Origin of the sequence: Lysinibacillus irui, from assembly GCF_028877475.1 — a bacterium.
GTDB classification, from domain to species: domain Bacteria; phylum Bacillota; class Bacilli; order Bacillales_A; family Planococcaceae; genus Lysinibacillus; species Lysinibacillus irui.
In genome coordinates this window covers 3,468,013-3,489,754 of record NZ_CP113527.1, presented here as the reverse complement: position 1 = coordinate 3,489,754, position 21,742 = coordinate 3,468,013, and the positions used below count along the sequence as shown (strand labels likewise).

29 protein-coding genes are annotated in these 21,742 nt (G+C 37.6%); 23 read left to right on the top strand and 6 right to left on the bottom strand.

What is annotated here, in order from left to right:
- Positions 1 to 3 precede the first annotated feature (3 nt).
- The 6 genes from OU989_RS17630 to OU989_RS17605 all read left to right on the top strand — a co-directional run bounded on the left by OU989_RS17630 (position 4) and on the right by OU989_RS17605 (position 4,221).
- Positions 4 to 1,113, top strand: a complete 1,110-nt coding sequence (locus OU989_RS17630) for an HD-GYP domain-containing protein (RefSeq protein ID WP_274794262.1) — start codon at positions 4 to 6, stop codon at positions 1,111 to 1,113.
- 23 nt (positions 1,114 to 1,136) lie between these two features.
- Positions 1,137 to 1,934, top strand: coding sequence for a sporulation protein YunB (yunB, locus tag OU989_RS17625; protein WP_274794261.1), 798 nt, complete (start codon positions 1,137 to 1,139; stop codon positions 1,932 to 1,934).
- A gap of 107 nt (positions 1,935 to 2,041) precedes the next feature.
- The gene (gene lipA / locus OU989_RS17620; RefSeq protein ID WP_274794260.1) at positions 2,042 to 2,959 is read left to right on the top strand and encodes a lipoyl synthase; all 918 of its coding nucleotides are present in this window, start codon (positions 2,042 to 2,044) and stop codon (positions 2,957 to 2,959) included.
- Positions 2,960 to 2,992: 33 nt separating this feature from the next.
- Positions 2,993 to 3,340, top strand: coding sequence for a YutD family protein (locus OU989_RS17615; protein ID WP_274794259.1), 348 nt, complete (start codon positions 2,993 to 2,995; stop codon positions 3,338 to 3,340).
- Between the two features lie 63 nt (positions 3,341 to 3,403).
- Positions 3,404 to 3,976 carry a D-glycero-alpha-D-manno-heptose-1,7-bisphosphate 7-phosphatase gene (locus OU989_RS17610; protein WP_341386949.1) on the top strand — a complete coding sequence of 191 codons (573 nt, stop codon included), beginning with the start codon at positions 3,404 to 3,406 and terminating at the stop codon, positions 3,974 to 3,976.
- A gap of 65 nt (positions 3,977 to 4,041) precedes the next feature.
- Entirely contained in the window at positions 4,042 to 4,221 is a 180-nt protein-coding gene (locus OU989_RS17605; protein ID WP_274794257.1) for a hypothetical protein, read from the top strand.
- A gap of 149 nt (positions 4,222 to 4,370) precedes the next feature.
- Here the strand turns inward: OU989_RS17605 and OU989_RS17600 are convergent, their stop codons facing one another.
- On the bottom strand, positions 4,371 to 4,637 hold the full coding sequence (locus OU989_RS17600) for a DUF3055 domain-containing protein (protein ID WP_274794256.1): 267 nt from the start codon (positions 4,635 to 4,637) through the stop codon (positions 4,371 to 4,373).
- An 88-nt stretch (positions 4,638 to 4,725) separates the two neighbouring features.
- Here OU989_RS17600 and OU989_RS17595 point away from each other — a divergent pair, with 88 nt between their 5' ends.
- Positions 4,726 to 5,178, top strand: coding sequence for a DUF86 domain-containing protein (locus OU989_RS17595; RefSeq protein WP_274794255.1), 453 nt, complete (start codon positions 4,726 to 4,728; stop codon positions 5,176 to 5,178).
- On the top strand, positions 5,175 to 5,927 hold the full coding sequence (locus OU989_RS17590) for a TIGR01457 family HAD-type hydrolase (RefSeq protein WP_274794254.1): 753 nt from the start codon (positions 5,175 to 5,177) through the stop codon (positions 5,925 to 5,927). Before OU989_RS17595 ends, OU989_RS17590 begins: the two co-directional genes overlap by 4 nt.
- A 78-nt stretch (positions 5,928 to 6,005) precedes the next feature.
- Here OU989_RS17590 and OU989_RS17585 read toward each other — a convergent pair whose 3' ends face one another.
- Positions 6,006 to 6,242 carry a YuzB family protein gene (locus OU989_RS17585; RefSeq protein WP_036119739.1) on the bottom strand — a complete coding sequence of 79 codons (237 nt, stop codon included), beginning with the start codon at positions 6,240 to 6,242 and terminating at the stop codon, positions 6,006 to 6,008.
- 270 nt (positions 6,243 to 6,512) lie between these two features.
- Between OU989_RS17585 and OU989_RS17580 the strand changes: the two genes are divergently transcribed.
- Positions 6,513 to 7,577 carry an NAD(P)/FAD-dependent oxidoreductase gene (locus OU989_RS17580; protein WP_274794253.1) on the top strand — a complete coding sequence of 355 codons (1,065 nt, stop codon included), beginning with the start codon at positions 6,513 to 6,515 and terminating at the stop codon, positions 7,575 to 7,577.
- Between the two features lie 53 nt (positions 7,578 to 7,630).
- On the opposite strand, the gene OU989_RS17575 is transcribed toward OU989_RS17580, so the two are convergent.
- Positions 7,631 to 7,966: a YuzD family protein gene (locus tag OU989_RS17575; protein WP_274794252.1), complete on the bottom strand. Its 336-nt coding sequence runs from the start codon at positions 7,964 to 7,966 to the stop codon at positions 7,631 to 7,633.
- 83 nt (positions 7,967 to 8,049) lie between these two features.
- Between OU989_RS17575 and OU989_RS17570 the strand changes: the two genes are divergently transcribed.
- On the top strand, positions 8,050 to 8,286 hold the full coding sequence (locus OU989_RS17570) for a NifU family protein (RefSeq protein ID WP_004228295.1): 237 nt from the start codon (positions 8,050 to 8,052) through the stop codon (positions 8,284 to 8,286).
- A 48-nt stretch (positions 8,287 to 8,334) separates the two neighbouring features.
- On the opposite strand, the gene OU989_RS17565 is transcribed toward OU989_RS17570, so the two are convergent.
- A complete protein-coding gene (locus tag OU989_RS17565) occupies positions 8,335 to 9,027 on the bottom strand; it encodes a DUF2225 domain-containing protein (protein ID WP_274794251.1) in 693 nt (230 codons plus the stop codon).
- 186 nt (positions 9,028 to 9,213) lie between these two features.
- Here OU989_RS17565 and OU989_RS17560 point away from each other — a divergent pair, with 186 nt between their 5' ends.
- Entirely contained in the window at positions 9,214 to 9,588 is a 375-nt protein-coding gene (locus OU989_RS17560) for a HesB/IscA family protein (protein ID WP_274794250.1), read from the top strand.
- A 198-nt stretch (positions 9,589 to 9,786) separates the two neighbouring features.
- Here the strand turns inward: OU989_RS17560 and OU989_RS17555 are convergent, their stop codons facing one another.
- Positions 9,787 to 10,308, bottom strand: coding sequence for a GNAT family N-acetyltransferase (locus OU989_RS17555; protein ID WP_274794249.1), 522 nt, complete (start codon positions 10,306 to 10,308; stop codon positions 9,787 to 9,789).
- 118 nt (positions 10,309 to 10,426) lie between these two features.
- Between OU989_RS17555 and OU989_RS17550 the strand changes: the two genes are divergently transcribed.
- The 7 genes from OU989_RS17550 to OU989_RS17520 all read left to right on the top strand — a co-directional run bounded on the left by OU989_RS17550 (position 10,427) and on the right by OU989_RS17520 (position 17,204).
- Positions 10,427 to 10,834, top strand: a complete 408-nt coding sequence (locus OU989_RS17550; RefSeq protein WP_274794248.1) for an NUDIX hydrolase — start codon at positions 10,427 to 10,429, stop codon at positions 10,832 to 10,834.
- Between the two features lie 11 nt (positions 10,835 to 10,845).
- On the top strand, positions 10,846 to 11,340 hold the full coding sequence (locus OU989_RS17545; RefSeq protein ID WP_274794247.1) for a DUF4871 domain-containing protein: 495 nt from the start codon (positions 10,846 to 10,848) through the stop codon (positions 11,338 to 11,340).
- Positions 11,341 to 11,466: 126 nt separating this feature from the next.
- Positions 11,467 to 11,964 (top strand): NUDIX hydrolase, encoded by a 498-nt coding sequence (locus OU989_RS17540; protein ID WP_274794246.1) that lies wholly within the window; start codon positions 11,467 to 11,469, stop codon positions 11,962 to 11,964.
- Between the two features lie 23 nt (positions 11,965 to 11,987).
- Entirely contained in the window at positions 11,988 to 13,739 is a 1,752-nt protein-coding gene (locus tag OU989_RS17535) for a sensor histidine kinase (RefSeq protein ID WP_274794245.1), read from the top strand.
- 6 nt (positions 13,740 to 13,745) lie between these two features.
- Positions 13,746 to 14,489: a LytR/AlgR family response regulator transcription factor gene (locus tag OU989_RS17530; protein WP_274794244.1), complete on the top strand. Its 744-nt coding sequence runs from the start codon at positions 13,746 to 13,748 to the stop codon at positions 14,487 to 14,489.
- Between the two features lie 119 nt (positions 14,490 to 14,608).
- On the top strand, positions 14,609 to 16,402 hold the full coding sequence (locus tag OU989_RS17525) for a carbon starvation CstA family protein (RefSeq protein WP_274794243.1): 1,794 nt from the start codon (positions 14,609 to 14,611) through the stop codon (positions 16,400 to 16,402).
- Between the two features lie 472 nt (positions 16,403 to 16,874).
- On the top strand, positions 16,875 to 17,204 hold the full coding sequence (locus OU989_RS17520) for a YuiB family protein (protein ID WP_025116669.1): 330 nt from the start codon (positions 16,875 to 16,877) through the stop codon (positions 17,202 to 17,204).
- An 89-nt stretch (positions 17,205 to 17,293) separates the two neighbouring features.
- Here OU989_RS17520 and OU989_RS17515 read toward each other — a convergent pair whose 3' ends face one another.
- Entirely contained in the window at positions 17,294 to 17,779 is a 486-nt protein-coding gene (locus OU989_RS17515; RefSeq protein ID WP_274794242.1) for a divergent PAP2 family protein, read from the bottom strand.
- A gap of 122 nt (positions 17,780 to 17,901) precedes the next feature.
- Here OU989_RS17515 and OU989_RS17510 point away from each other — a divergent pair, with 122 nt between their 5' ends.
- The 5 genes from OU989_RS17510 to OU989_RS17490 all read left to right on the top strand — a co-directional run bounded on the left by OU989_RS17510 (position 17,902) and on the right by OU989_RS17490 (position 21,707).
- Positions 17,902 to 19,410, top strand: coding sequence for a leucyl aminopeptidase (locus OU989_RS17510; RefSeq protein ID WP_274794241.1), 1,509 nt, complete (start codon positions 17,902 to 17,904; stop codon positions 19,408 to 19,410).
- 134 nt (positions 19,411 to 19,544) lie between these two features.
- Entirely contained in the window at positions 19,545 to 19,748 is a 204-nt protein-coding gene (locus OU989_RS17505) for a uroporphyrin-III methyltransferase (protein WP_274794240.1), read from the top strand.
- 283 nt (positions 19,749 to 20,031) lie between these two features.
- Positions 20,032 to 20,805 carry a uroporphyrinogen-III C-methyltransferase gene (gene cobA / locus OU989_RS17500; protein WP_274794239.1) on the top strand — a complete coding sequence of 258 codons (774 nt, stop codon included), beginning with the start codon at positions 20,032 to 20,034 and terminating at the stop codon, positions 20,803 to 20,805.
- Between the two features lie 12 nt (positions 20,806 to 20,817).
- Positions 20,818 to 21,558, top strand: coding sequence for a sirohydrochlorin chelatase (locus OU989_RS17495; protein ID WP_274794238.1), 741 nt, complete (start codon positions 20,818 to 20,820; stop codon positions 21,556 to 21,558).
- The gene (locus OU989_RS17490) at positions 21,558 to 21,707 is read left to right on the top strand and encodes a YezD family protein (protein WP_274794236.1); all 150 of its coding nucleotides are present in this window, start codon (positions 21,558 to 21,560) and stop codon (positions 21,705 to 21,707) included. Before OU989_RS17495 ends, OU989_RS17490 begins: the two co-directional genes overlap by 1 nt.
- The last annotated feature ends 35 nt before the right edge of the window (positions 21,708 to 21,742 follow it).

Below are 21,742 nucleotides of genomic sequence, written 5' to 3'. Positions count from 1 at the left end.
GTCATGCGATTAATTTCAATCGATGTATTAAAAGAAGGAATGGTATTAGGAAGAACCATTTGGAATGAAGCAGGTCATCCGCTTTTAAAGAAAGATGTTGTCATTAATGACCGTATTATTCAAAGACTTCAACAGCTAAATACACACTATTTATATATTGACGATGAAATTTCTAATGGCATAGAAGTAGAAGAGACAGTTCCACCAGCTATGCGAAGTAAAGTCATTACGACTATTAAGGATTCATTCCAATCAATTGATGGTTTAAATCAAGTAAATGCCTCTTATATTTTAGATCAGCAATCTAAAACAATTGTCTCCATTGTAGATGAGCTACTTTCGGCTGTTACAGGCAATGATGAAATTTTAACGATACTAACAGATGCTTATTTATTTGATGAATATCTTTATCAACACTCCTTCCAAGTGACATTGTATTCTATTGCGATTGCCAAAGAACTTGGCTATTCAGCTGAGGATTTACGCTTGATAGGGATTGGTGCATTATTGCACGATGTTGGTAAGCTAATGGTACCGAAAGACATTTTAACAAAGCCAGGTCGCCTCTCAAATGAGGAGTTTGAAGCAATGAAAATGCATGCTCGTTATGGCTTTGATTTATTGCGCAATTTACATTCCATCTCATTGCTTGTGGCACACTGTGCATTTCAACATCATGAACGCATTGATGGAAGTGGCTATCCAAGAGGCCTTGTAGACTTTGAAATTCATCCATTTGCCAAGATTATTGGCGTTGCTGATGTATTTGATGCTGTTACTACAAATCGTGTTTATCGTGAAAAGATGTTGCCCTCACAAGGACTAGCTATCGTTGAAGCGGGCTCTGGTACTCTGTTTGATGCACGAATTGTAAAAGCTTTAAAACGAGCTGTTGTCCATTATCCTAATGGCGTTATTTTAAAGTTATCTGATGGACGACGTGGTATTGTCTCTAGACAAAATCCATTAGATGCAGCATTGCCGTGGATTCGTATTTTTGAGGAGCAAAATCAATTGCTCGCAGCTACATATGAAATTAATTTAGTGGACTATCCTGGAGTGACAATCGAAAATGTTGAGACAGATTATGTGGTTCCTACAAAAGTAGAATAAATTGCTCCTCCTGTTCATACGTTATGGAACAGGAGGAGATTTTTTTGTTTTTCCCTCGAAAAAGAATGAAATTACGCTCATATAGTAAAAGGGGAATGCGTCTTAATCGATTAACCATTTTAATTATTAGTATGGTTGCTTGCCTTATATTATTTATTTATTTTTTAAATGAAAGGCTCATGCCCACCTATTTGCAATACGCTGAAGTACAGACCAATAAAATTGCATCATATGTTGTGAGTAAAGCAATTAATTCGCGTACCTCCAATGTATTAGATGTAAATGATATCATTGAAGATATTCCTCCAGGTACGTCTGAAATGATGACGACAAAATTTAATACGGAAATTATTAATCGTGTTCGAGCGGAGACATTAGAGCTTGTCAAAATGTATTTAGAGCAAGCTGAACAAGGGGAATTATCCCATTTACCTGAATTAGAGAATGTTGAATACGATATAAACAGAATTCAAGAAGGTGATGGTATAGTTTTCTTTGTGCCACTTGGTCAGGCGGCTAATATCCCTTTGCTCGGAAATCTAGGACCAAAAATCCCGATTCGCTTCCACGTAATTGGGAACGTTCATAGCAATGTGACATCCTCCATTCAAGAATTTGGGATTAACAGTGCCTATGTGGAGGTAGGCATTCATTTAGAAGTAAATGTCCAGATTATTGTCCCATTTGCAAGTAAATCTTCAACCGTTGCACAGGATATCCCTGTAGCAATGGGCTTAACAAGAGGGCCTGTTCCAAACATTTATACAAATAGCAGTGATGCACCTCAACCTTCCATTGAAATACCTGTCCCATTTAAATAGAAATGTTTGTTGTGATAGTTGTTGGAGTTCATTTAATATGTTACATTGACAACAGTGAAGATAGTTAATATTAAAAAATGCATATTTTTGATAGGGGCGATATTCGTATGACATCTTGTAAACCTACAAGTAAAGAAGAACATTTAAGAAAACCAGAGTGGCTAAAAATAAAACTAAACACGAATGATGAATATAAAGGGCTTAAAAAGCTAATGCGTGAAAAAAATCTGCATACAGTTTGTGAAGAGGCTCGCTGTCCAAATATCCATGAATGTTGGGGAGAAAGACGAACTGCTACTATGATGATTCTTGGATCTGTATGTACACGTGCATGCCGTTTCTGTGCCGTTAAAACAGGCTTACCTAATGAATTAGATTTAGCAGAACCAGAGCGCGTTGCAGATTCAGTAGCTATTATGAACCTAAAACACGTGGTTATTACAATGGTAGCGCGTGACGATTTAAAGGATGGCGGTGCACAGGTTTTAGCAGAAACAGTTCGTGCTATTCGCCGTAAAAGTCCATTCACATCTGTTGAGGTATTACCATCAGATTTAGGTGGAGTGAAGGAAAACCTTCAAATGCTTATGGATGCGAAACCAGATATTTTAAATCATAATATTGAAACAGTACGTCGCTTAACACCAAGAGTACGTGCTCGTGCAAAATACGAACGCTCTTTAGAGTTCCTTCGTTTGGCAAAAGAGATGCAGCCAGATATTCCAACAAAATCATCTTTAATGATTGGATTAGGTGAAACACACGAAGAAATTTTAGAAGTAATGGATGATTTACGTGCGAATAATGTAGATATTATGACGATTGGACAATATTTACAGCCAACGAAAAAGCATCTTCCAGTTAAAAAGTATTATTCACCAATAGAATTTGGTAAACTGCGTAAGATCGCTATGGAAAAAGGCTTTAAACATTGTGAAGCTGGCCCACTTGTACGTAGTAGTTACCATGCTGACGAACAAGTAAATGCTGCAACAAAAGAACGTCAATTACAAGCAGAATTCTAAACGTCAAGGCTGAACAAAAAGGGTGGTGTCACTTTGATCATAGTTGAAGGATTAGAATATGAACTAATAGAAGACTATCGAGAAGCCTTTCAGGAGGATGTTTTCCAGGAAAGGTACTCAGATATCTTAGCTAGATATGATTATATTGTAGGCGATTGGGGCTATAACCAATTACGTTTAAAGGGCTTTTTTGATGATAAAAATCAAAAATCAACGTTTGATACGAAAATAAGTACGTTGCAAGATTACCTATATGAGTATTGTAATTTTGGCTGTGCTTATTTTGTCCTACGGAAAACTGGTAAAGTCACGAAAAAGCCAGAAGTATTGGATGCGAATGAGCTATCAAAGCCAACAGATCACGAATCATTAGCAGAATAAATTACTAAAACCTGATGTGCTAGGCATCAGGTTTTTTCTTTGTTCTTGTTATCTTTAGAAAAATTGGGGAAAACTAAAGCTCAAAACAGCTATCAAAGGTGTGTTGAAATGAAAAGAGCCGTATTTTTAGATCGTGATGGTGTCATCAATGAAGTACTAACGAATCGTGTAAAATTCGTGAATAAGCCGAAGGATCTGTATTTTTTGCCACATGTACCTGAAGCGATAAAAAAGCTAAATAAGCATTTTGATTATGTTTTTGTCGTGACAAATCAAGGTGGCGTAGGTTTAGGTTTTATGAAGGAAAGTGGCTTGCAAAAAATACATGAGCATATGGTGAAGGAGTTAAAGAAAAAGGGAGCAACCATCCACGAAGTCGTTTATTGTCCGCATAAGCCAAAGTCTGGCTGTGCTTGCCGAAAGCCCAATAGTAAATTAATTGTGGATCTAGGGAAGAAATATAATATTGATTTATCAAAATCCTATATGGTAGGAGATACCGATACGGATATTATGGCAGGAAAACGAGCGGGAACAAAGGGTGTATTCCTAGGGGAACAAGACCCATTAGCTGATGCTGTCTTTCCAGATTTAATTAGCGCTGCGCAATGGATTATTAAGGATGCAACGGCTTAATATTATGATGAAAAAGAAGTATAAATCATAAAAAAAAGGATAATTTATGACTGGAGGTGATCATATTGGCAAAGGAAAAACGTAATAAAAAGCCATTAGATCGAGAGGAATATGGGTTTGGCTTTGATTTAAGTGTAGATGATTTAGCTGTCATTGGTCAAAATGAGCAAGCGAAAAAACAAAATGATAATGAAAATAAAGACAAGCCACATAATAAAGATAATCCATCTACTTTAAATAAATAGCTATAAGTAAAAAGACTATAAGTAAAAAGACTATAAGTAAAAAGATTTCGCAATAGCTTAGAGCTGCGAAATTTTTTTATGCCATATATAAACACCCCGTAGTCGTTAAAAGTTGTTTCTAACGTTTACGGGGCAGTTTATAAAAGGTGTTAGTTCAATAATTCACGTAAATATTCTCGTAATTCGACTGTTTCTTCCTCTGTGCGATTATACACATGTTCTAAATAACCTGGTTCTTCTACATCATCAGGGCCGATAATAGCAAAGCGACCAAATTGGATATCCATGACAAGTACTTTCCCAAAGAAGCGGCCTGATTGTAAAATAGCTAAATCATAACGTAACTTTTTCCCAGCAAAACTAACAAAGCGTGTTTTTGTATCTTCGACATCATCATATAAAAAAAAACGTTCCATCTTTTAATCTCCTTCCAATCCTATAGTTATGGTACTATAGAAGAGAAAAGACTATCAACTTTTAATGATTTGAATGGGGGCTTTCCTTGTGTATTTTGTAGATCGTAATAAAATCACAAAAAATTTACAGTACTTAGATGGGCTATTAGCAATTTTGGAGTCAGAGGATAACTGGCTTCAAAATGATATAAAGAAATTAGCTATCGAGCGAATTGGACACAACATTATGGAGTCAATGATGGATGTAGGAAATTTAATGATTGACGGTTTCATTATGCGCGATCCAGGAAGCTACGAGGATATTATTGATATTTTAGTCGATGAAAAAGTTGTAGCTGCTGAAATGGAAGCACCATATAAAGCCGTTGTGGGCTTGCGTAAAATGCTTGTACGCGAGTTTATAGATGTAGATATCCAAGAGGTTATCAATGTATTAACAAACAATTTATCAGCTCTTAAGCAATTCTCGCCAGCGGTCCATAATTATTTAACAAATGAATTAGGGCCAGTTTCTGCATTTTTGCCAGAGGATCATCAATGAAACAATATAAAGCCTATTGTTTTGATTTAGATGGCACTGTCTACCGTGGGAAGGAAGGAATTCCTTCTGCGGTTGCTTTTATTCATCGTTTACAGCAAGCAGGAATCGAGCCATTCTATGTAACAAATAACTCTTCGAAGACGCGAGAACAACTGCAAGAAGCTTTATTGTCTATTGGTATAAAGGCACCATTAGAGCATATTTATTCAAGTGCATTGGTAACAGCAAAGTATGTGGCACTTAATTTTCCAGGTAAAAAAGTAGCCATGATGGGTACAGATGGTATTCGACAGGCATTACTTAATGAAAATATTGTGCCTGTTGAGGATGAGCCGGATGTATTTGTTATGGGGATTGATCGTACGCTTGATTATATGGCGCTAGCTAGAGCTACGATTTTTGTCCAAAAGGGAGCCGTTTTTGTTGCTACTAATCAAGATATTAAATTCCCAACCGAATATGGTTTCTTACCCGGTAATGGTTCCTTTGCTCGCTTAGTAGGTGAGGTTGCTGATGTTGAACCAATCTACATAGGTAAGCCATCACCAGCCATGCTAGAAATGATCGCTATAGAGCATCGCTTTACTAAAGAAGATATGGTAATGATCGGTGATAATTATGATACGGATATTATGTGTGGCATTAATTTTGGCTGTGACACCATCCACGTAAATACTGGCGTTACGCCTACCAAGGTTGTTCTAGAGAAAGAAAGTCGACCTACATATGTAATGGATGTATTAAAGTAATAAAAGGATGTTTATGCTGTTTTAGCATAACATCCTTTTTATTTGTTCAAATTTATTCATATAGGTATTTAAGAAAAACTACCATAATGGATTTTCTTCAATAAACTGATAAATGGCTTTTGTTAATGCATCGGGAGAATCAGCTTCGACTAATTCACCGTTTACAATGGCATAAAAAGATTCTGAGCACTTTGTACAATAACTGAGGCAGCCATATTCTAAAACGTCGATGTTCGGGTCGCGTTCGAGTACTTCATAAGTTGCTTGAGAGCCATTTGCTAAATTACTAATACAAAATTCAACCATTGGATTCATCCATGTCACCTCACCAAAGTAATGCTACTCGGTTTTACGATTTTCGTCAATTATTTAAGTTTAAGGTAAAGGAACGTTTTTTTATAACAGATAAAGGGAAAATCGTTAGTAATTACGTATAAAAACGTGCGAAATCAGCAAGTTCTCGTTTGTTTTGTGAAATCTTTCACAAAATTTCATTCTGATATTGTGAAACTTCTCACAATCAGTTATACTCGTTTGTGGATACTTTGTGAACAATTATTAAAAGAGACATAAAAGGAGACTATTATGGGAAAATTAGTACTTTTAGGTGGCGGCTACGGCAATATGCGTGTCATGCTTCGTCTATTAAATAACCTGCCATTAGACAGAGAGGTAGTTATAGTAGATAGAGCCCCATTCCATAGTTTAAAAACTGAGTTTTATGCATTAGCAGCAGGGACTGCAACAGATAAAGAAATTCGTGTAAGCTTCCCAGAACATGAACGTTTAACAGCTATATATGGTGAAGTCGTTGAAATTAATCGTGCGGAAAAAGTAGTCATTTTAGAAGACGGACAACGTATTGAATATGATGATTTAGTCATTGGTCTAGGTTGTGAAGATAAATATCATGGTGTACCAGGTGCTGCAGAGAACACATACAGCATCCAAACAATGGGACAATCTCGTGCCACATTCCAAGCACTTTGTGGTTTACCGGCTGGATCTACAGTGGGAATTGTAGGGGCTGGCTTAAGTGGAATTGAGCTTGCAAGTGAGCTACGTGAAAGTCGTTCAGATTTAAAAATAAAATTATTTGACCGTGGTCAACGTATTCTAAAGGATTTTCCAGAAAAACTAAGTAAATACGTCAAGGATTGGTTTGTAAAACATAATGTAGATGTCGTTGCCAATTCTAATATTACAAAAGTGGAGGCAGGGAAAATTTTCAATCATGATGATGAAATTTTACTTGATGCTGTCGTATGGACTGCTGGGGTTCAACCTGTCAAAATCGTTCGTGACCTAGATGTTGAGAAGGATAAACATAATCGACCTCTTGTAACGCAATACTTTAATGTACTTGATGATGAGCATGTCTATGTTGTAGGGGATTGTGCTGCATCAGATTTGCCACCAACAGCCCAATTGGCTGAGGAACAAGCGGAGCAAATCGTGAAAGTACTTCGTATGCGTTGGAAAGGTGAGCAATTACCAGAGAAAATGCCGGATATTAAATTAAAAGGCTTTATGGGAGCTCTTGGTAAAAAACAAGGCTTTGTATATTTAGCTGATACAACAGTAACAGGTCGTATCGCTCGCTTGATGAAATCAGGATTACTATGGTATTACAAACGTCAAAATGATTAATTAGTTGAAAGGGATTGTTTCAAAATCATTTTGAAACAATCCCTTTGCCTTTGCTATACCGTTTCGTCTGGAACAAAGCCTAAGTTTTCAAGTGCTGTAAATACAGGCTTTAACTGGACATAGCCTTCTCCAACAACCTCATTATTAATAAGGACAAGTGGGTAGAAGAACTCATCTTCTTGAATACGTGTCGCATATTCTTGGTCGCGGTCATTCTCAATTGGACCTTCAATATCGATATAGCGAATATCGTATGCTTGATCTGGATATTTGCGATTGATGGCTGCTTGTAGCCACTCATATGTATCCTTTGAAGATGGGGCATTGACACAGCTAGCACAGATGACAGCTGTTCCATAAATTTCAATCATAGGTTTCGTTGGTTGCATAGTATTTACTCTCCTTGTGATTCATTATTGGATTTTTTCTGTTGCTAACATTATAATCATTATAAGGAAAGGAGTCGAGATAAATGGCAGAAGCAACAATTAATGACCAAGTTCAAGAGGTATTAGATAAATTACGTCCCTTCTTACTACGTGACGGTGGAGACTGTGAATTAGTAGATGTAGAGGATGGCGTTGTTAAACTACGTTTATTAGGTGCTTGTGGTAGTTGCCCAAGTTCTACGATTACGCTAAAAGCTGGTATTGAACGTGCTTTATTAGAAGAAGTACCAGGTATTGTGGAAGTAGAGCAAGTATTCTAAGTCATCATAAAAGTTCTAGCTGATCGCCAGCTAGAACTTTTTTAATTATTACACATGACGTGCATGTTCTTTTTCCCTACGTATAATAGCCCATTGTTCTTTCGCCATATCAATAATTTTTGCTTCGCCACCTGAGCTTTGCTTTTCAATAACTCTTGAAAGGAAGCGTGTGGCATTTTCAATATCCCCTATTCGTCTAGATAGTTCAGCAATCATATACATAATACGAACAGCTGACATTTGTGTGGAGCTATAATCTTCAGTTGAGTAAGATTCCATATAATGATCACGTGCTAACTTCATAAAGCGTTCCTCTTGTCCACTATTGTTCAAAGAACGATAAAGCCATGCAAGTCGTAAAGCTAATCCAGCAATTGCTACATTTTTTTCCTTTTTAATTGTGCCACAGAGAAAGGCAAGTTTATAAGCTTGAATCGCCTGAAATACAGTACGTTCACCTTTGAAATCATGGTGCACCCATTTTTCCGTAATTTGTGTGCGTATGACATCCTGGATACCTGGTGCAAAATATTTTGTGAAGTCTTCTGTAAAGGAAAAGCCGCAATGCTCACAAACAAAGACATTGTAATAAAGCGCATTCACATCATCTGAATAAATTGGCTGGAAATCTGTTTCTGTATGATCTACCTTGATAAACTTAGAGCGAACTTTTAACGTTGGAAATTCTTTCTTACAATTCAAACACTGAATTTGTTTTTCATAATATGGTGAAATCTCCATATATATTACCCCCTGCATAGAAGTCATTGTAACTATTATACCAATGGTGTTTTTATAAACATGAATAAAATGAACTAATAAAGTGAAGAATATTAGAATTATGACTAAAAATCGACTTGAAGCTGAATGTTTGTCATACAATGGTCAAAATTGATATGATAATACGTAAGAAGGAAGGTGATTGGGATGACAAGTACAAAGCAAGTTATTGAAATTACACAAGCTGCTGGCTTTCATATTAATGAAATGATGGAGCATAATGAAGAGCAAGGTTCTTTTTTACGCGTAGTAGTAAATGGTGGTGGCTGTAGCGGGCTATCCTATGGCATGCATTTTGATCAAGAGAAAAAAGTAGATGATTTTGAAGATGTACAGCATGGTTTAACAATTCTTGTTTCCCGTGAAGATGCGCCGATTTTGATGGGAACAAAAATTGACTATAAACAATCGCTAATGGGCGGTGGCTTCACAATCGATAATCCAAATGCCATTGCATCATGTGGCTGTGGTACGTCTTTCAGAACAGCAAAGCGTGAAGGTACACCTGAGGTTTGTGAGTAATTCATTGAACAGACAATAGGATGTCATGCTTACGTAATGATACCAACGAGTTGATCGTTGGTTTAACGAATATTTGAATATGAATGCTAACCTGCGCTTTCTTCCGTATTGAAATAACGGAGGGGAGCGTTTTTTACTATGAACTGCCCCTCCTTGTTTAGTTAAACACAAGTCCTTTTGTTCAAAACAACAATATATCTAAAATTTATAATACCAAAAAATTGCTAGTTCATTGGCTGATGGAAAGTTTGAATAAAGCATTGTATCAACGGCACCAATAACAAAATTATTTTTAGCATAAAAATAACAAGCGGATACATTAATATCTTGTGTTTCAAGCATCAGTCCACATAAATTGTTTTCCTTAGCCCATTTCATTGCTTGATTGATTAATGCCGTTCCAACACCATTTTTTCTATAAGCACTCTTAACAGCAATATCTTCAATAAGTCCATACCCATTCCAGTTCGAACAGAGCTTTATTTGTCCAACACAGTTGTTGTCCACGTAATAAAAAAATACAGCTTTCCTATCATCTTCAATATAACTGATGTCTATTTCATCATCTTCGTACTTCTTAACGTATGGTTGAGTAAATATTTCTTCTGTATAGCTCCAAACATTATTCTCTAAGGTCGGTATAATTCTACCAGAGACCATGAAACCCTCGTTGGATTTATTAAAGTCTTTCATATTTAGATGATTCATTTTAATGATCATTATAATCTCCTTCCTATAGCAAGTAAAAATACCTATTGTGAATTGTAACAAGGTATCATATATAATGGTAGGAATATGGTAATTTATTATAGAGGGAATGTGCTAAATAATAGAGGAGATGAGAATCATACAACTGTTTAAAATTACTTCAGGTGCAGTAGTAGTAGATCATCAGAATAAAATCCTTTTAAAGAAAGATCCGATTAGGGGGTGGGAGTTACCGGGTGGTTGTGTAGAAAAGAATGAAACGTTTAAAGAAGCGGTTATTAGAGAAGTAAAAGAGGAAACGGGAATAGATATTGAAATTATAAAATTTTGCGGCGTTTCACAGGAAGTAAAGAGTAATGTCTGTAATATGTGGTGGATCGGAATGCCGATTAGTGGTACATGTCAAACAAGTAATGAAAGTTTAGAGGTTGGTTTTTTCGATTTGGAGACAGCATTCATACTTATTAAAAATGAAAATTTCAAAAGAGAACTCATAACTTGTTTAAATAATAATAGAGACCCAATTTACTTTGAATAAGGAGGTTAGGCATGAAGCGGCTTTTTGCGGGATTGTTGTTCACTGTTCTATTAATGGGATGCTCTGATGATGAGCGTATGACTGTCAGTCCAACTTTTAAACTACCTGTGACTTTTGACGATGGGACTGAAGGTGAATATGTGTTAATTGGAAAAGAAGGAAGGCTTGGTTTTTTAATTGGTTCAGGAAAGAAAGGAGAGTCTGAGGTTCAACCGATTGTACATGGAAAAGCTAATAAGTATATGTGGCACTTTTGGGGAAAGAAGGAAGAACTAGAGGGCCCATTAAAGATTATAGGGATTGATGAAGAGGGAAAAGAACATAAAATATTAAAAGATTCTAATGGGAAGGTTTGGGCTTATTCTAATCAAATTGGGTTAAGTCCGAACAATGGTGCTGATACACATTTTCCTACTTTAATGGATTTCCCGTCAGCTGGGGTATGGGAGTTACATGTTTACATCGGCGAGTCTCTCTTTGATGAAATAGCAGTCGATGTACAATAAAAAAGCTTCTTTCATTGATGTTCAATGGAAGAGGCCTTTTTAATGTGGATTAGCCGTAAAATTCAGAATAAATGCTTCATTCCATTGAAAGCAAGCAGGTATAATAGGGAGATAGAGGTGAAGGTTATGAGAAAAGATCGAGGGAAAATATGGTTAGGTGTATCCGGTGTTACAGTTAACGAGCATGGGCAATGGTTAGTTGTTAAAAAGGCGTATAGTGGACTGAAGGGGCGTTGGTCCTTGCCAGCGGGATTTGTGAATGCGGGTGAAACAGTAGATGAGGCAGTCATTCGTGAAATCAAAGAAGAAACTGGAATCGATTGTAAAGTATCGGGCTTAATTGGATTTAGAACAGGTGTTATCCGTGATGATATTAGTGATAATATGGCCATATTCTATTGTCATATGCTAGATGCGCGACAGCAGGTTACCATTCAGGAAAAAGAAATATTAGAAGCGAAATGGTTGTATCCACAGGAACTAGCACAAGATGAAACGACCTCTGTGATGTTAAAGGAAATGGCATCCAATCAATTTGAAAAACATCAATTAGAAGCGATCGAGGGAATTAATCCTGGGGATATTTTTGGTTATACTTCCTATCGATTGTTCTTTAAAAAATGATAGGGCTTCAGGAGGGAACCTTGATGGAGCTATTTTTATTTATGTTAGAGCGAGTCGGGCTGATCATTGTGTTTGCCTTTTTAATGTCAAGGTGGCGACTGTTTCGAGAGAAGTTGTTTCAGGAGCAAGGAACGAAGGAAAAAATATGGCTTATTATCATCTTCAGTAGCCTATGTATTATCAGTAGTTATACAGGGATTAAAATTGAAAGTGGTACCATCCATCCTTTAAATCAGATGATACATAGTACGATCAATGCAGAGGAGGCCATTGCCAATACGAGATTAATCGGTGTCGCCATTGCGGGTATTTTTGGTGGACCTCTTGTTGGTGTTTGTGTAGGTATTATTGCAGGTATTCATCGTATTACACTAGGGGGCTTTACAGCAATAGCATGTGGTGTTTCGACGATTCTAGCTGGTTTTATTACAGGTGGTTTAAGTAAACGTTTCAAAATACGGCAAACTTTCTCCTATAAGAAAGCTGTCATCATTGGAATCTGCGCGGAAACGATACAGATGATGGTGATTTTAGTAGTCGCGAAGCCATTTGAACAGGCCTTGCAGTTAGTATCATTAATTGCGATGCCTATGATTTTAATGAATGCCTTTGGGATATTTTTGTTTTTTATGATTATTAAAACGTTTATTGATGAAGAGGAGCGGACGAAGGCATTACAGACACATCAGGCTTTTTCTATTGCCCAACAAACCATTGAGCATTTTCGAAAAGGCTTAAATGAAGAATCGTGCCAAACGGTTGCTGAAATTATTAAAAGAGAAATAAAAGTAGATGCGGTCGCTATTACTGACAAAAATGGCGTGTTAGCACATGTTGGAGTTGGTGAGGATCATCATTTAATACATCGTGAAATAATGACGGCTTTGACGAAACGGGTATTAGAGGAAGGCAAAATTTTAATGGCTACATCTGAACAGGAAATTCAATGTCCACATGAAGGGTGTCCATTAAGTGCTGCCATTGTCCTACCATTGAAGGTGCAGCATCGAACAGTAGGAAGCTTGAAGCTTTATTTCACTAAAGCAGATTCTTTGACAGGGGTAAAGAAGGAATTGGCGGAGGGTTTAAGCAGACTATTCTCCTCACAGCTTGAATATGCTGAAAGTGAACAACAACGGAAATTATTAAAGGATGCTGAAATTAAAGCGTTACAAGCACAAGTCCATCCCCACTTCTTCTTTAATAGCCTTAATACTATATCAAGCTTAATTCGAACAGATGCGGATGAGGCGCGAGCTTTATTAATCAAGCTTAGTACATTTTTTAGAAGCAATCTGCAGGGCGCACGACAAATGCTCATTCCATTGAAGAATGAAATTGATCATGTTGAAGCTTATTTATCCATTGAGCAAACAAGGTTTCCAAATCGCTATGAAGTTGAATTTATAATGGATGAAACACTCTTTGATGTACAAATCCCTCCATTTACCTTACAGCCACTCGTCGAAAATGCTATTTACCATGCCTTTAAAAATCGTAAGGAAGGCAAAATTTATGTCAAAGTACAACGCGTGAACGACAAACTGTTGCTATTGACCGAGGATAATGGCTGTGGCATGAGGAAGGAACAGGTGAAACAACTGGGCAAACGTATTATGGAATCGGAACATGGGACAGGCACGGCGTTATGGAATATTTATCAGCGAATACATGAAATTTACGGTTCTGAGGCTGATTTTCATATAACAAGTACGTTAGATGTAGGAACAAAAATTATGATTCAACTGCCGTTAAAGGCGACTAGATGGGAGTAGACGAAATTGAATGTATATATTGTTGATGATGAACCATTAGCAAGGGCTGAGCTACGTTATTTGTTAGAGCAAACGGGTTTAGTCAATGTTTGTGGTGAATCTGAAAATCTAGAGGAGTTTTACAAAGAATCACAGCTTGAAGAGGTAGATTGTGTATTTTTAGATATTGAATTAGGGATGAATAATGGTCTTGATTTAGCCAGACAGCTTTTGCTAAATGAACAGAGACCTGAAATTATTTTTGCTACGGCCTATGATGACTATGCATTACAGGCATTTGAAGTGAATGCATTTGATTATATTTTGAAACCCTTTGAGGCACAGCGGGTACAAATAGCTGTAGAAAAGTTAATAGCTAAAAAACGAGCTGCTCAGGTAAAAACATTGGAAGAAATAAAGGGGTCACAGTTGGATAAGCTTGATAAATTAACAGTTTTTATCAATGATCGAATTTTATTAATAAAAGTACAGGATATTTTATATTGTACATCTGAAGATAGTAAAACAGTTGTGGTGACAGAACAAGGAAGATTTTTTGCTTCCGAGTCATTAGCAGCCTTAGAAAAGAGGCTATCGTTAAAAGGCTTTGTGCGTGTCCACCGTGCGTTTATAGTCAATTTAGAGCATATTGTGGAACTGGAGCCTTGGAGCAATTCTAAATATAATTTAATCTTGCATAACAGACATTCAATTCCTGTAAGTAGGCTGTATATGAAGGATGTTCGAAAAATTTTCGACCTCTCAAAATAGTTGCATTTCAACAATAGAATACTACCTTTCAACATTGATTTCTGACATTTCGATTAATTTTGTGAATAATGTGGACATTCCTTTGCTATGATGTGAAAAAAAGTAAAAGGGGTGTTGAGATGAATGCGATTACAATTGTGATAGGCTCGATTTGTATTTTAATGATCAGCTATCGTTTGTATGGCATTTTCTTTACAAAGAAGGTGCTCAAAATAAAAGATGATACGCCCACACCCGCCCACGCTTTGGAAGATGGTAAGGACTATGTTCCGACGAATAAATGGGTAACATTTGGGCATCATTTTGCAGCAATTGCCGCAGCAGGACCTTTAGTTGGACCAATTTTGGCTGCACAGTTTGGATATTTACCTGGACTACTCTGGTTATTAATAGGAGCGGTAATTGGTGGGGCAGTCCATGATGCAGTTGTGCTATTTGCTTCCATGCGTCATGGTGGTAAATCATTATCGGAAGTAATGAAGGAGGAGCTTGGTCCTATTGCAGGCTTCTGTACAGGCCTTGCGATGCTATTTATTATTACGATTACAATGGCTGGCCTATCGATGGTAGTGCTAGGTGCATTAGAACGCAACCCATGGGGAACATTTGCAGTAGGGATTACTATTCCTATCGCCATGCTCGTGGGGATTGCCTATCGTAAAACAGGTAATTTAATTGTTACGTCAACTATTGGCTTTATTTTATTAATGATAGGTGTATTTGTAGGACCGCTTATTCAAGGTACAGCTTTTGGTGAATTTTTAACATTTGATCGTGATACGTTAGCGATTATTCTACCAATCTATGCATTTTTCGCTGCAGCTTTACCTGTGTGGCTATTATTAGCTCCACGTGATTATTTAAGTAGTTTCATGAAAATTGGGGTATTCATTGCGTTAATTATTGGTGTCTTCTTCGTCAACCCTGCTATTCAATTCCCACCATTTACGGAGTTTATTCATGGTGGTGGTCCAGTAATAGCAGGTCCTGTCTGGCCGTTTGTATCCATCACAATTGCTTGTGGTGCCATTTCTGGTTTCCATGCTTTTGTAGGATCAGGTACAACGCCTAAAATGATTGACCGTTGGGAAGATATACGTATTGTAGGCTTTGGCGCTATGTTAGTAGAATCTTTAGTAGGTGTAATGGCATTAATTGCTGCAACGGCACTTCATCCAGCAGATTATTTTGCGATTAATTCAGCACCAGCTGTGTTTGCTACATTAGGAATGGAGCCTGTTCATTTACAAGCCTTATCACAAAGTATTGGCATGGACTTAGAAGGGCGCACAGGCGGAGCTGTAACACTTGCTGTCGGGATGACGGATATCTTTACAGGGATTCCATGGTTTGCGAACTTATCTTCTTATTTCTATCAATTTGTCATCATGTTTGAGGCTGTTTTCATTCTAACTGCAATCGATGCAGGAACGAGGGTAGCTCGTTACTTAATACAAGACTTTGGAGGCAATGTCTATAAACCATTAAAGCGTACTAATTGGGTGCCAGGAACAATTTTTGCTAGTGCACTTGCTTGCTTTATGTGGGGGTATTTATTGTATTCAGGCGATATTAGCTCCATCTGGGTATTGTTCGGAGTATCCAATCAGCTAATGGCAGCCATTGGTTTAGTATGTGGGGTGACGATGGTATTAAAGGTTGCTGATAAGCGAATCTATGCATTGACATGCTTTATTCCATTGGCTTATTTATACGTCACTGTTAATGTTGCCGGCTACTGGATGATTAAAAATGTATATTGGAATCCAGCAGCTGCAGGCTTCAATATGTTAAACGGTATTTTATCGGTTATTATGCTAATGCTCGGTCTATTAATTGTCATCACAGCCATTAAAAAGTGGGCCCAGCTTTGGAAATCACCTAAGTTTTTGTTAACCCAATCAACTTCATAAAGTAATAGTAGAACTATTGAAGATAAGTATTTGTCTTCAATAGTTTTTTTAGTTAAAAAGGAAAGGAGTGAACACCCGCGGAAGAGAACCGAACACCCGCGGAAGAGAAGTGAATACCCGCGGAAGAGAAGTGAACACCCGCGGAAGAGAAGCGAATACCCGCGGAGGAGAAGTGAATACCCGCGGAGGAGAAGCGAATACCCGCGGAAGAGAAGTGAACACCCGCGGAAGAGAAGCGAATACCCGCGGAAGAGAAGTGAACACCCGATGAAGAGGAGTGAACACCCGCGGAAGAGAAGCGAATACCCGCGGAAGAAGAGTGAACACCCGCAAACGTTAATCGTAGTTAGCAGACGATGATAAATCAGTGATTTTCCTAAATATGTCGAACAAGCGAAATCAAGGATATGTTCATTGAAAGCGTTGTCGTAATCATGTAAACTAATGAGAGGAAAACGGAGGTTATACATATATGGATGGTCCAGTTTCATTAGTACAGTTAATCATTTCTATTTTGTTATTTTTCGTCATGTTCTTTGGTATCGGATTCTTATTAAATATGCTGTTACGTATGACGTGGTTAATGGCGATTGTGTATCCAATTGTTGTCATCTTTATCGTTGATGAAGTCAGCTTCTTAGATTATATATTTAAGCCAGGCTCTGCATTTCCAGCGTTAATCGATAAATTACAAGCTCTTCAGTTTGTAGATATTGCTATTTTATCAGGTGGTTTTGCAGGTTCGATTGTGGCGGGCATTGTGATGATTTTTTTACGAAAAAGTGGATACCGAATGTTCTAATGTGGTTAGTATTCTTCTTTCAATCGAGGGAGGAATACTTTTTTTATAGAAAAAAACACAGCTCCTTTTTAAAGGCTGTGTCAGAGTGTTTACAATATGAAAAACTCGTAGGTTATGATGGCGATAAAAATTCCTGTGAGAGCCCCAAAAAATACCTCACTTCGTTTATGACCTAATAGTGTTTTCAATTCCTCCATTTTCTCCTGTCCATCCATCTGTGGCCATTTTTTTAAATCATGTAGTAATGTTTGGAAATCCTTGCGTAGCTGATTGAGGATAGCTGCATGTTGCCCTGCCTGGTATCGAACACCACTTGCGTCGTACATAACGATAATTGAAAACATGGCAGCTACCGCAAAAATGGGGGAATCCAAGCCTGTCTCATAAGCTATAGAGGTTGCCAGTCCAGTGACAGAAGCGGAGTGAGAGCTTGGCATACCACCTGTCGAAGTAAAGAGACTCCATTTTACTTGTCGAGTCATTAAAAAATGGATGGGGATTTTGACAAACTGTGCAAAGAGTACTGCAAAGAGGGCAATTAGTAATGGGGTATTTTGAAGTAAACTCAAATTCATCACAACCTTCACAAATAATTGCTTTTATTATAACATTCATTATTTTCTAAAAGAAGATATAGGCAAATATTACGCGCTTTTCAGAAACTTCGTTATAATAGTAATGGAATGGAGGAATTTACATGCATATTGTAAAAGAAGCAAAAACATTTGAAACGATTTCTACTGAACTATTAGTGGTGGGAGTCACAAAACATCGTGAACAAATGCAGGACTGGACAAGCTTTTCATCATTTTATGGTGAAGCACTTGATGCGTGGATTAGTGCAGGAGATGTGTCAACTGAATTAAAGAAACTAACAAAGTTACCATTTGTGAAGGAACATGCCAACCTTAAGCGTATTTTATTTGTAGGACTGGATGAGCGTAAAAACCTAACAGAAGGGGATGTTCGAGCTGCATTTGGCTTAGTTGGAAAAGAATTAAAAGCTTTAAAAGTAAAAGAATATTCCATTTGGCTTGAATCGTTTACAACAGATTCAATTACTGCAGCAGATGTAGCATTTTTAGCGGGTGAAGGAATTGGCCTTGGCTATTATTCGATTCCGCATTACAAAACAACATCAAATGAAGTAGATAAACGAATCGATGCTGTTCATCTAGTAACAAACTCAGAGGATTTAGATGAGGTAGTAGCCAGCTTTGAAGTAGGTGTCATTTATGCAGATGCTGTCAATGAAGCTCGTAGCTTAATTAATTTACCGCCAAACTTACTAACAGCAACGGATTTAGCTAATTATGCAGAATCTCTTGCAGTTAAATACAACTTTGAAGTAGAGATTTTAGGTAAAGCCCAACTAGAGGAACTAGGCATGGGTGGTATTTTGAGTGTTAACCAAGGCTCTTATGAGGAACCTCGATTAATTACCTTAAAATATAAAGCGACTGAAGATTTTGAAGATCCGATTGGCCTTGTTGGTAAGGGTGTAACATATGATACTGGTGGTTATTCTTTAAAACCAAAAGACTCGATGGTTGGTATGAAGGGTGATATGGGCGGTGCCGCTGCTGTACTTGGTGCCATGAACATTATCGGTGAACTGCGCCCAAATAAAAACGTCGTAGCTGTTATCGGTTCTACAGACAACATGGTTTCTGATACAGCATTTAAACCAGATGATGTCATTACAACGTATAGTGGAAAAACAGTTGAGGTGTTAAATACGGATGCAGAAGGACGTTTAGTTCTGGCAGATGCGACTACATATGCTAAACAGCAAGGGGCTACATCACTTATCGATGTTGCTACTTTAACAGGCGGCGTCATTACTGCATTAGGTATGGATAAAACAGGTGCTCTTGCGAATGATGATGCATTCTTTGAAGCATTTATGGAAGCCGCAAAAGAAACTGATGAATTTGTTTGGCGCATGCCTTTAACAGAGAACGATAAAAAACGAATTCGTAAGTCAGATGTAGCTGATTTAAATAACTCTCCTGGCCGTGATGGTCATATGATTTTCGGTGGGGGCTTTGTAGGAGAATTTGTTGGTGATACACCATGGATTCACTTAGATATTGCTGGCACATCTGATGCGGTATCTGTTCATGATTTAGGACCAAAAGGCGGTACAGGTGTTATGGTTCGTACGCTTGCGAATTTTGTTCAACGTCTAGGCGAAGAAAAATAATAGACCATATCAATTAGCGGGAGTTTTCCCGCTGATTTTTTATGATTACAGGTACTAATCCCGATAGATTAGGCATTATACATATGATAGATGTGTCTTCCTTCATACGATAGAGTAAAAAGGGGAGGTAGCATATGCGCAATTTCGGAGGTTACCCAGGAGGAGGATTTGGTGGTCTTATTTGGCCATTTGGTGCACCGTTTTTTGGTGGGTTTTTAGGAAGTTTCCTTGGCTCTCAATTTAATCAATATCCTTACAATCCATATTATCCAAACTATCGACCATATCCGCCAGGTCCATATTTTCGACCAGGTCCGAGATATCGTAGACCATGGTAAGCACATAAAAGATCAACCAGTTGTCGGTTACAAAATCGGCGACTGGTTTTTTGTATTGATTGAACATGGAGCAAATTTGGTGTTGACAGAATATACTAAATTATTTATTATTCTTATTATATTACTAAGAATTAAATACGAGGCTGACTAGCAAACTAGAGGCTATTATTGTTCATAGACATTTTTGTGTCTAAGGAATAATATTGGCCTTTTTTCTTTATCTTGATTCAGTAATTGTTTTTTTCGAAAGCAATGTGTCTTGTACAGAAGAGGAGTGAAATAAATGGGGAAAGTTTATATCGTAGGTGCAGGTCCTGGGGATGTTGACCTCATTACGGTCAAAGGATTACGTTGTATTGAATGTGCAGACATCATTTTATATGACAGACTCATAAATAAAGAGCTATTAGCCTACGCAAAGAAAGATGCTAGATTAATTTTTTGCGGTAAATTACCACAACAGCATGCCATGATTCAAGAGCATATCAATCAAACACTTGTCAGTTACGCACAGCAAGGCTATGTCGTAACACGATTAAAAGGAGGAGACCCATTTGTCTTTGGCAGAGGAGCTGAGGAGGCTGAGGTACTAGCTAAGCATGATATACCATTTGAAATTGTTCCTGGTATTACGTCGGGTATAGCAGCACCAGCTTATGCAGGGATTCCTGTGACACATCGAGATTTAGGTTCAAGTTTTGCCATGGTTACGGGGCATATGCAAGATGGTAAGGAAGACGCTATACGTTGGGAAAGTCTTGCAAAAGGGATCGATACGATTGCCATTTATATGGGGGTTGGTAATCTGCCATACATCCGTCAACAGCTACTCAAATATGGACGTGATGAAGAAACACCTGTAGCCGTTATTCATTGGGGCACTTTTTCATCTAAGCAAAAAACGGTTACGGGTACTTTAGCCACAATTGAAGAAAATGTCCGTTTAGAAAATATTCAAAACCCTAGCATCATTTTAGTGGGGAAGGTTGTGACACTAAGAGAAACCATTCAATGGTTTGAGAGTAACCATCCACAGCCAGTCCAAATTACTGGGTAAGGATGTGGATTTATGCAGGCTATTTTATATATTGCACATGGTAGTCGTGTCAAGGCAGGTGTAGAGCAAGCCGTAACATTTCTTCAAGGAGTTCAACAAGCAGTCCATGTATCTATTCAGGAAATATGCTTTTTAGAGCTTGCAACACCAACAATTGCTGAAGGAATTGAAAGCTGTATACGAAAGGGTGCAACAACGATTGCTGTGGTGCCCATTCTGCTCCTGGCTGCCCAACACGCAAAGCAAGATATTCCGATAGAAATTGCGAAAGCTCAAAAACAATATCCTTATGTAAAATTCACTTATGGTGAGCCTCTTGGAATCCATGAACGATTAATTGATACCTTACAAGCTAGGATTATAGAAAAACAGCAACCTAATCGCAATGCCCGTGTTTTACTTATTGGGCGTGGGAGTAGTGATCCAAGCGTCAAAAGAGATTTAGCTAAAATTGCCGCGCGGTTACGTACTAAATATAACTATCATTCAGTGGAAACATGCTTTTTATATGGGATGGGACCAACATTTGAAGACTGGCTTCAACAAGCAAAAGTGGAGCAACAACAAGTCTTTATCGTACCCTATTTATTATTTACAGGTATATTACGGCAAAGTATTACCAAACAATTACAGGGCTTTGACAGCAAGAACATCATGTTATGTGAAAGCTTAGGCTATGACGACAATGTAAAAAAGGTGTTAGTGGAACGTATTGATGAATTACTACAAGTTAAAGAGGAAGGTGTTTCGTAATGGTAGATAAAAGGGCAGAAAATGTAAATCTAGCATTAGATAATGTCCGCCAAATGTTAAATACAGTGAACCACGGATCAATTACATTGATTGTTCAAAACTCTTATGTGGTTCAAATAGAAAAAAAGGAAAAAATAAGACTTCGATAATACCTTTGAAAGAGGATTAAATGATAATTCGTGAG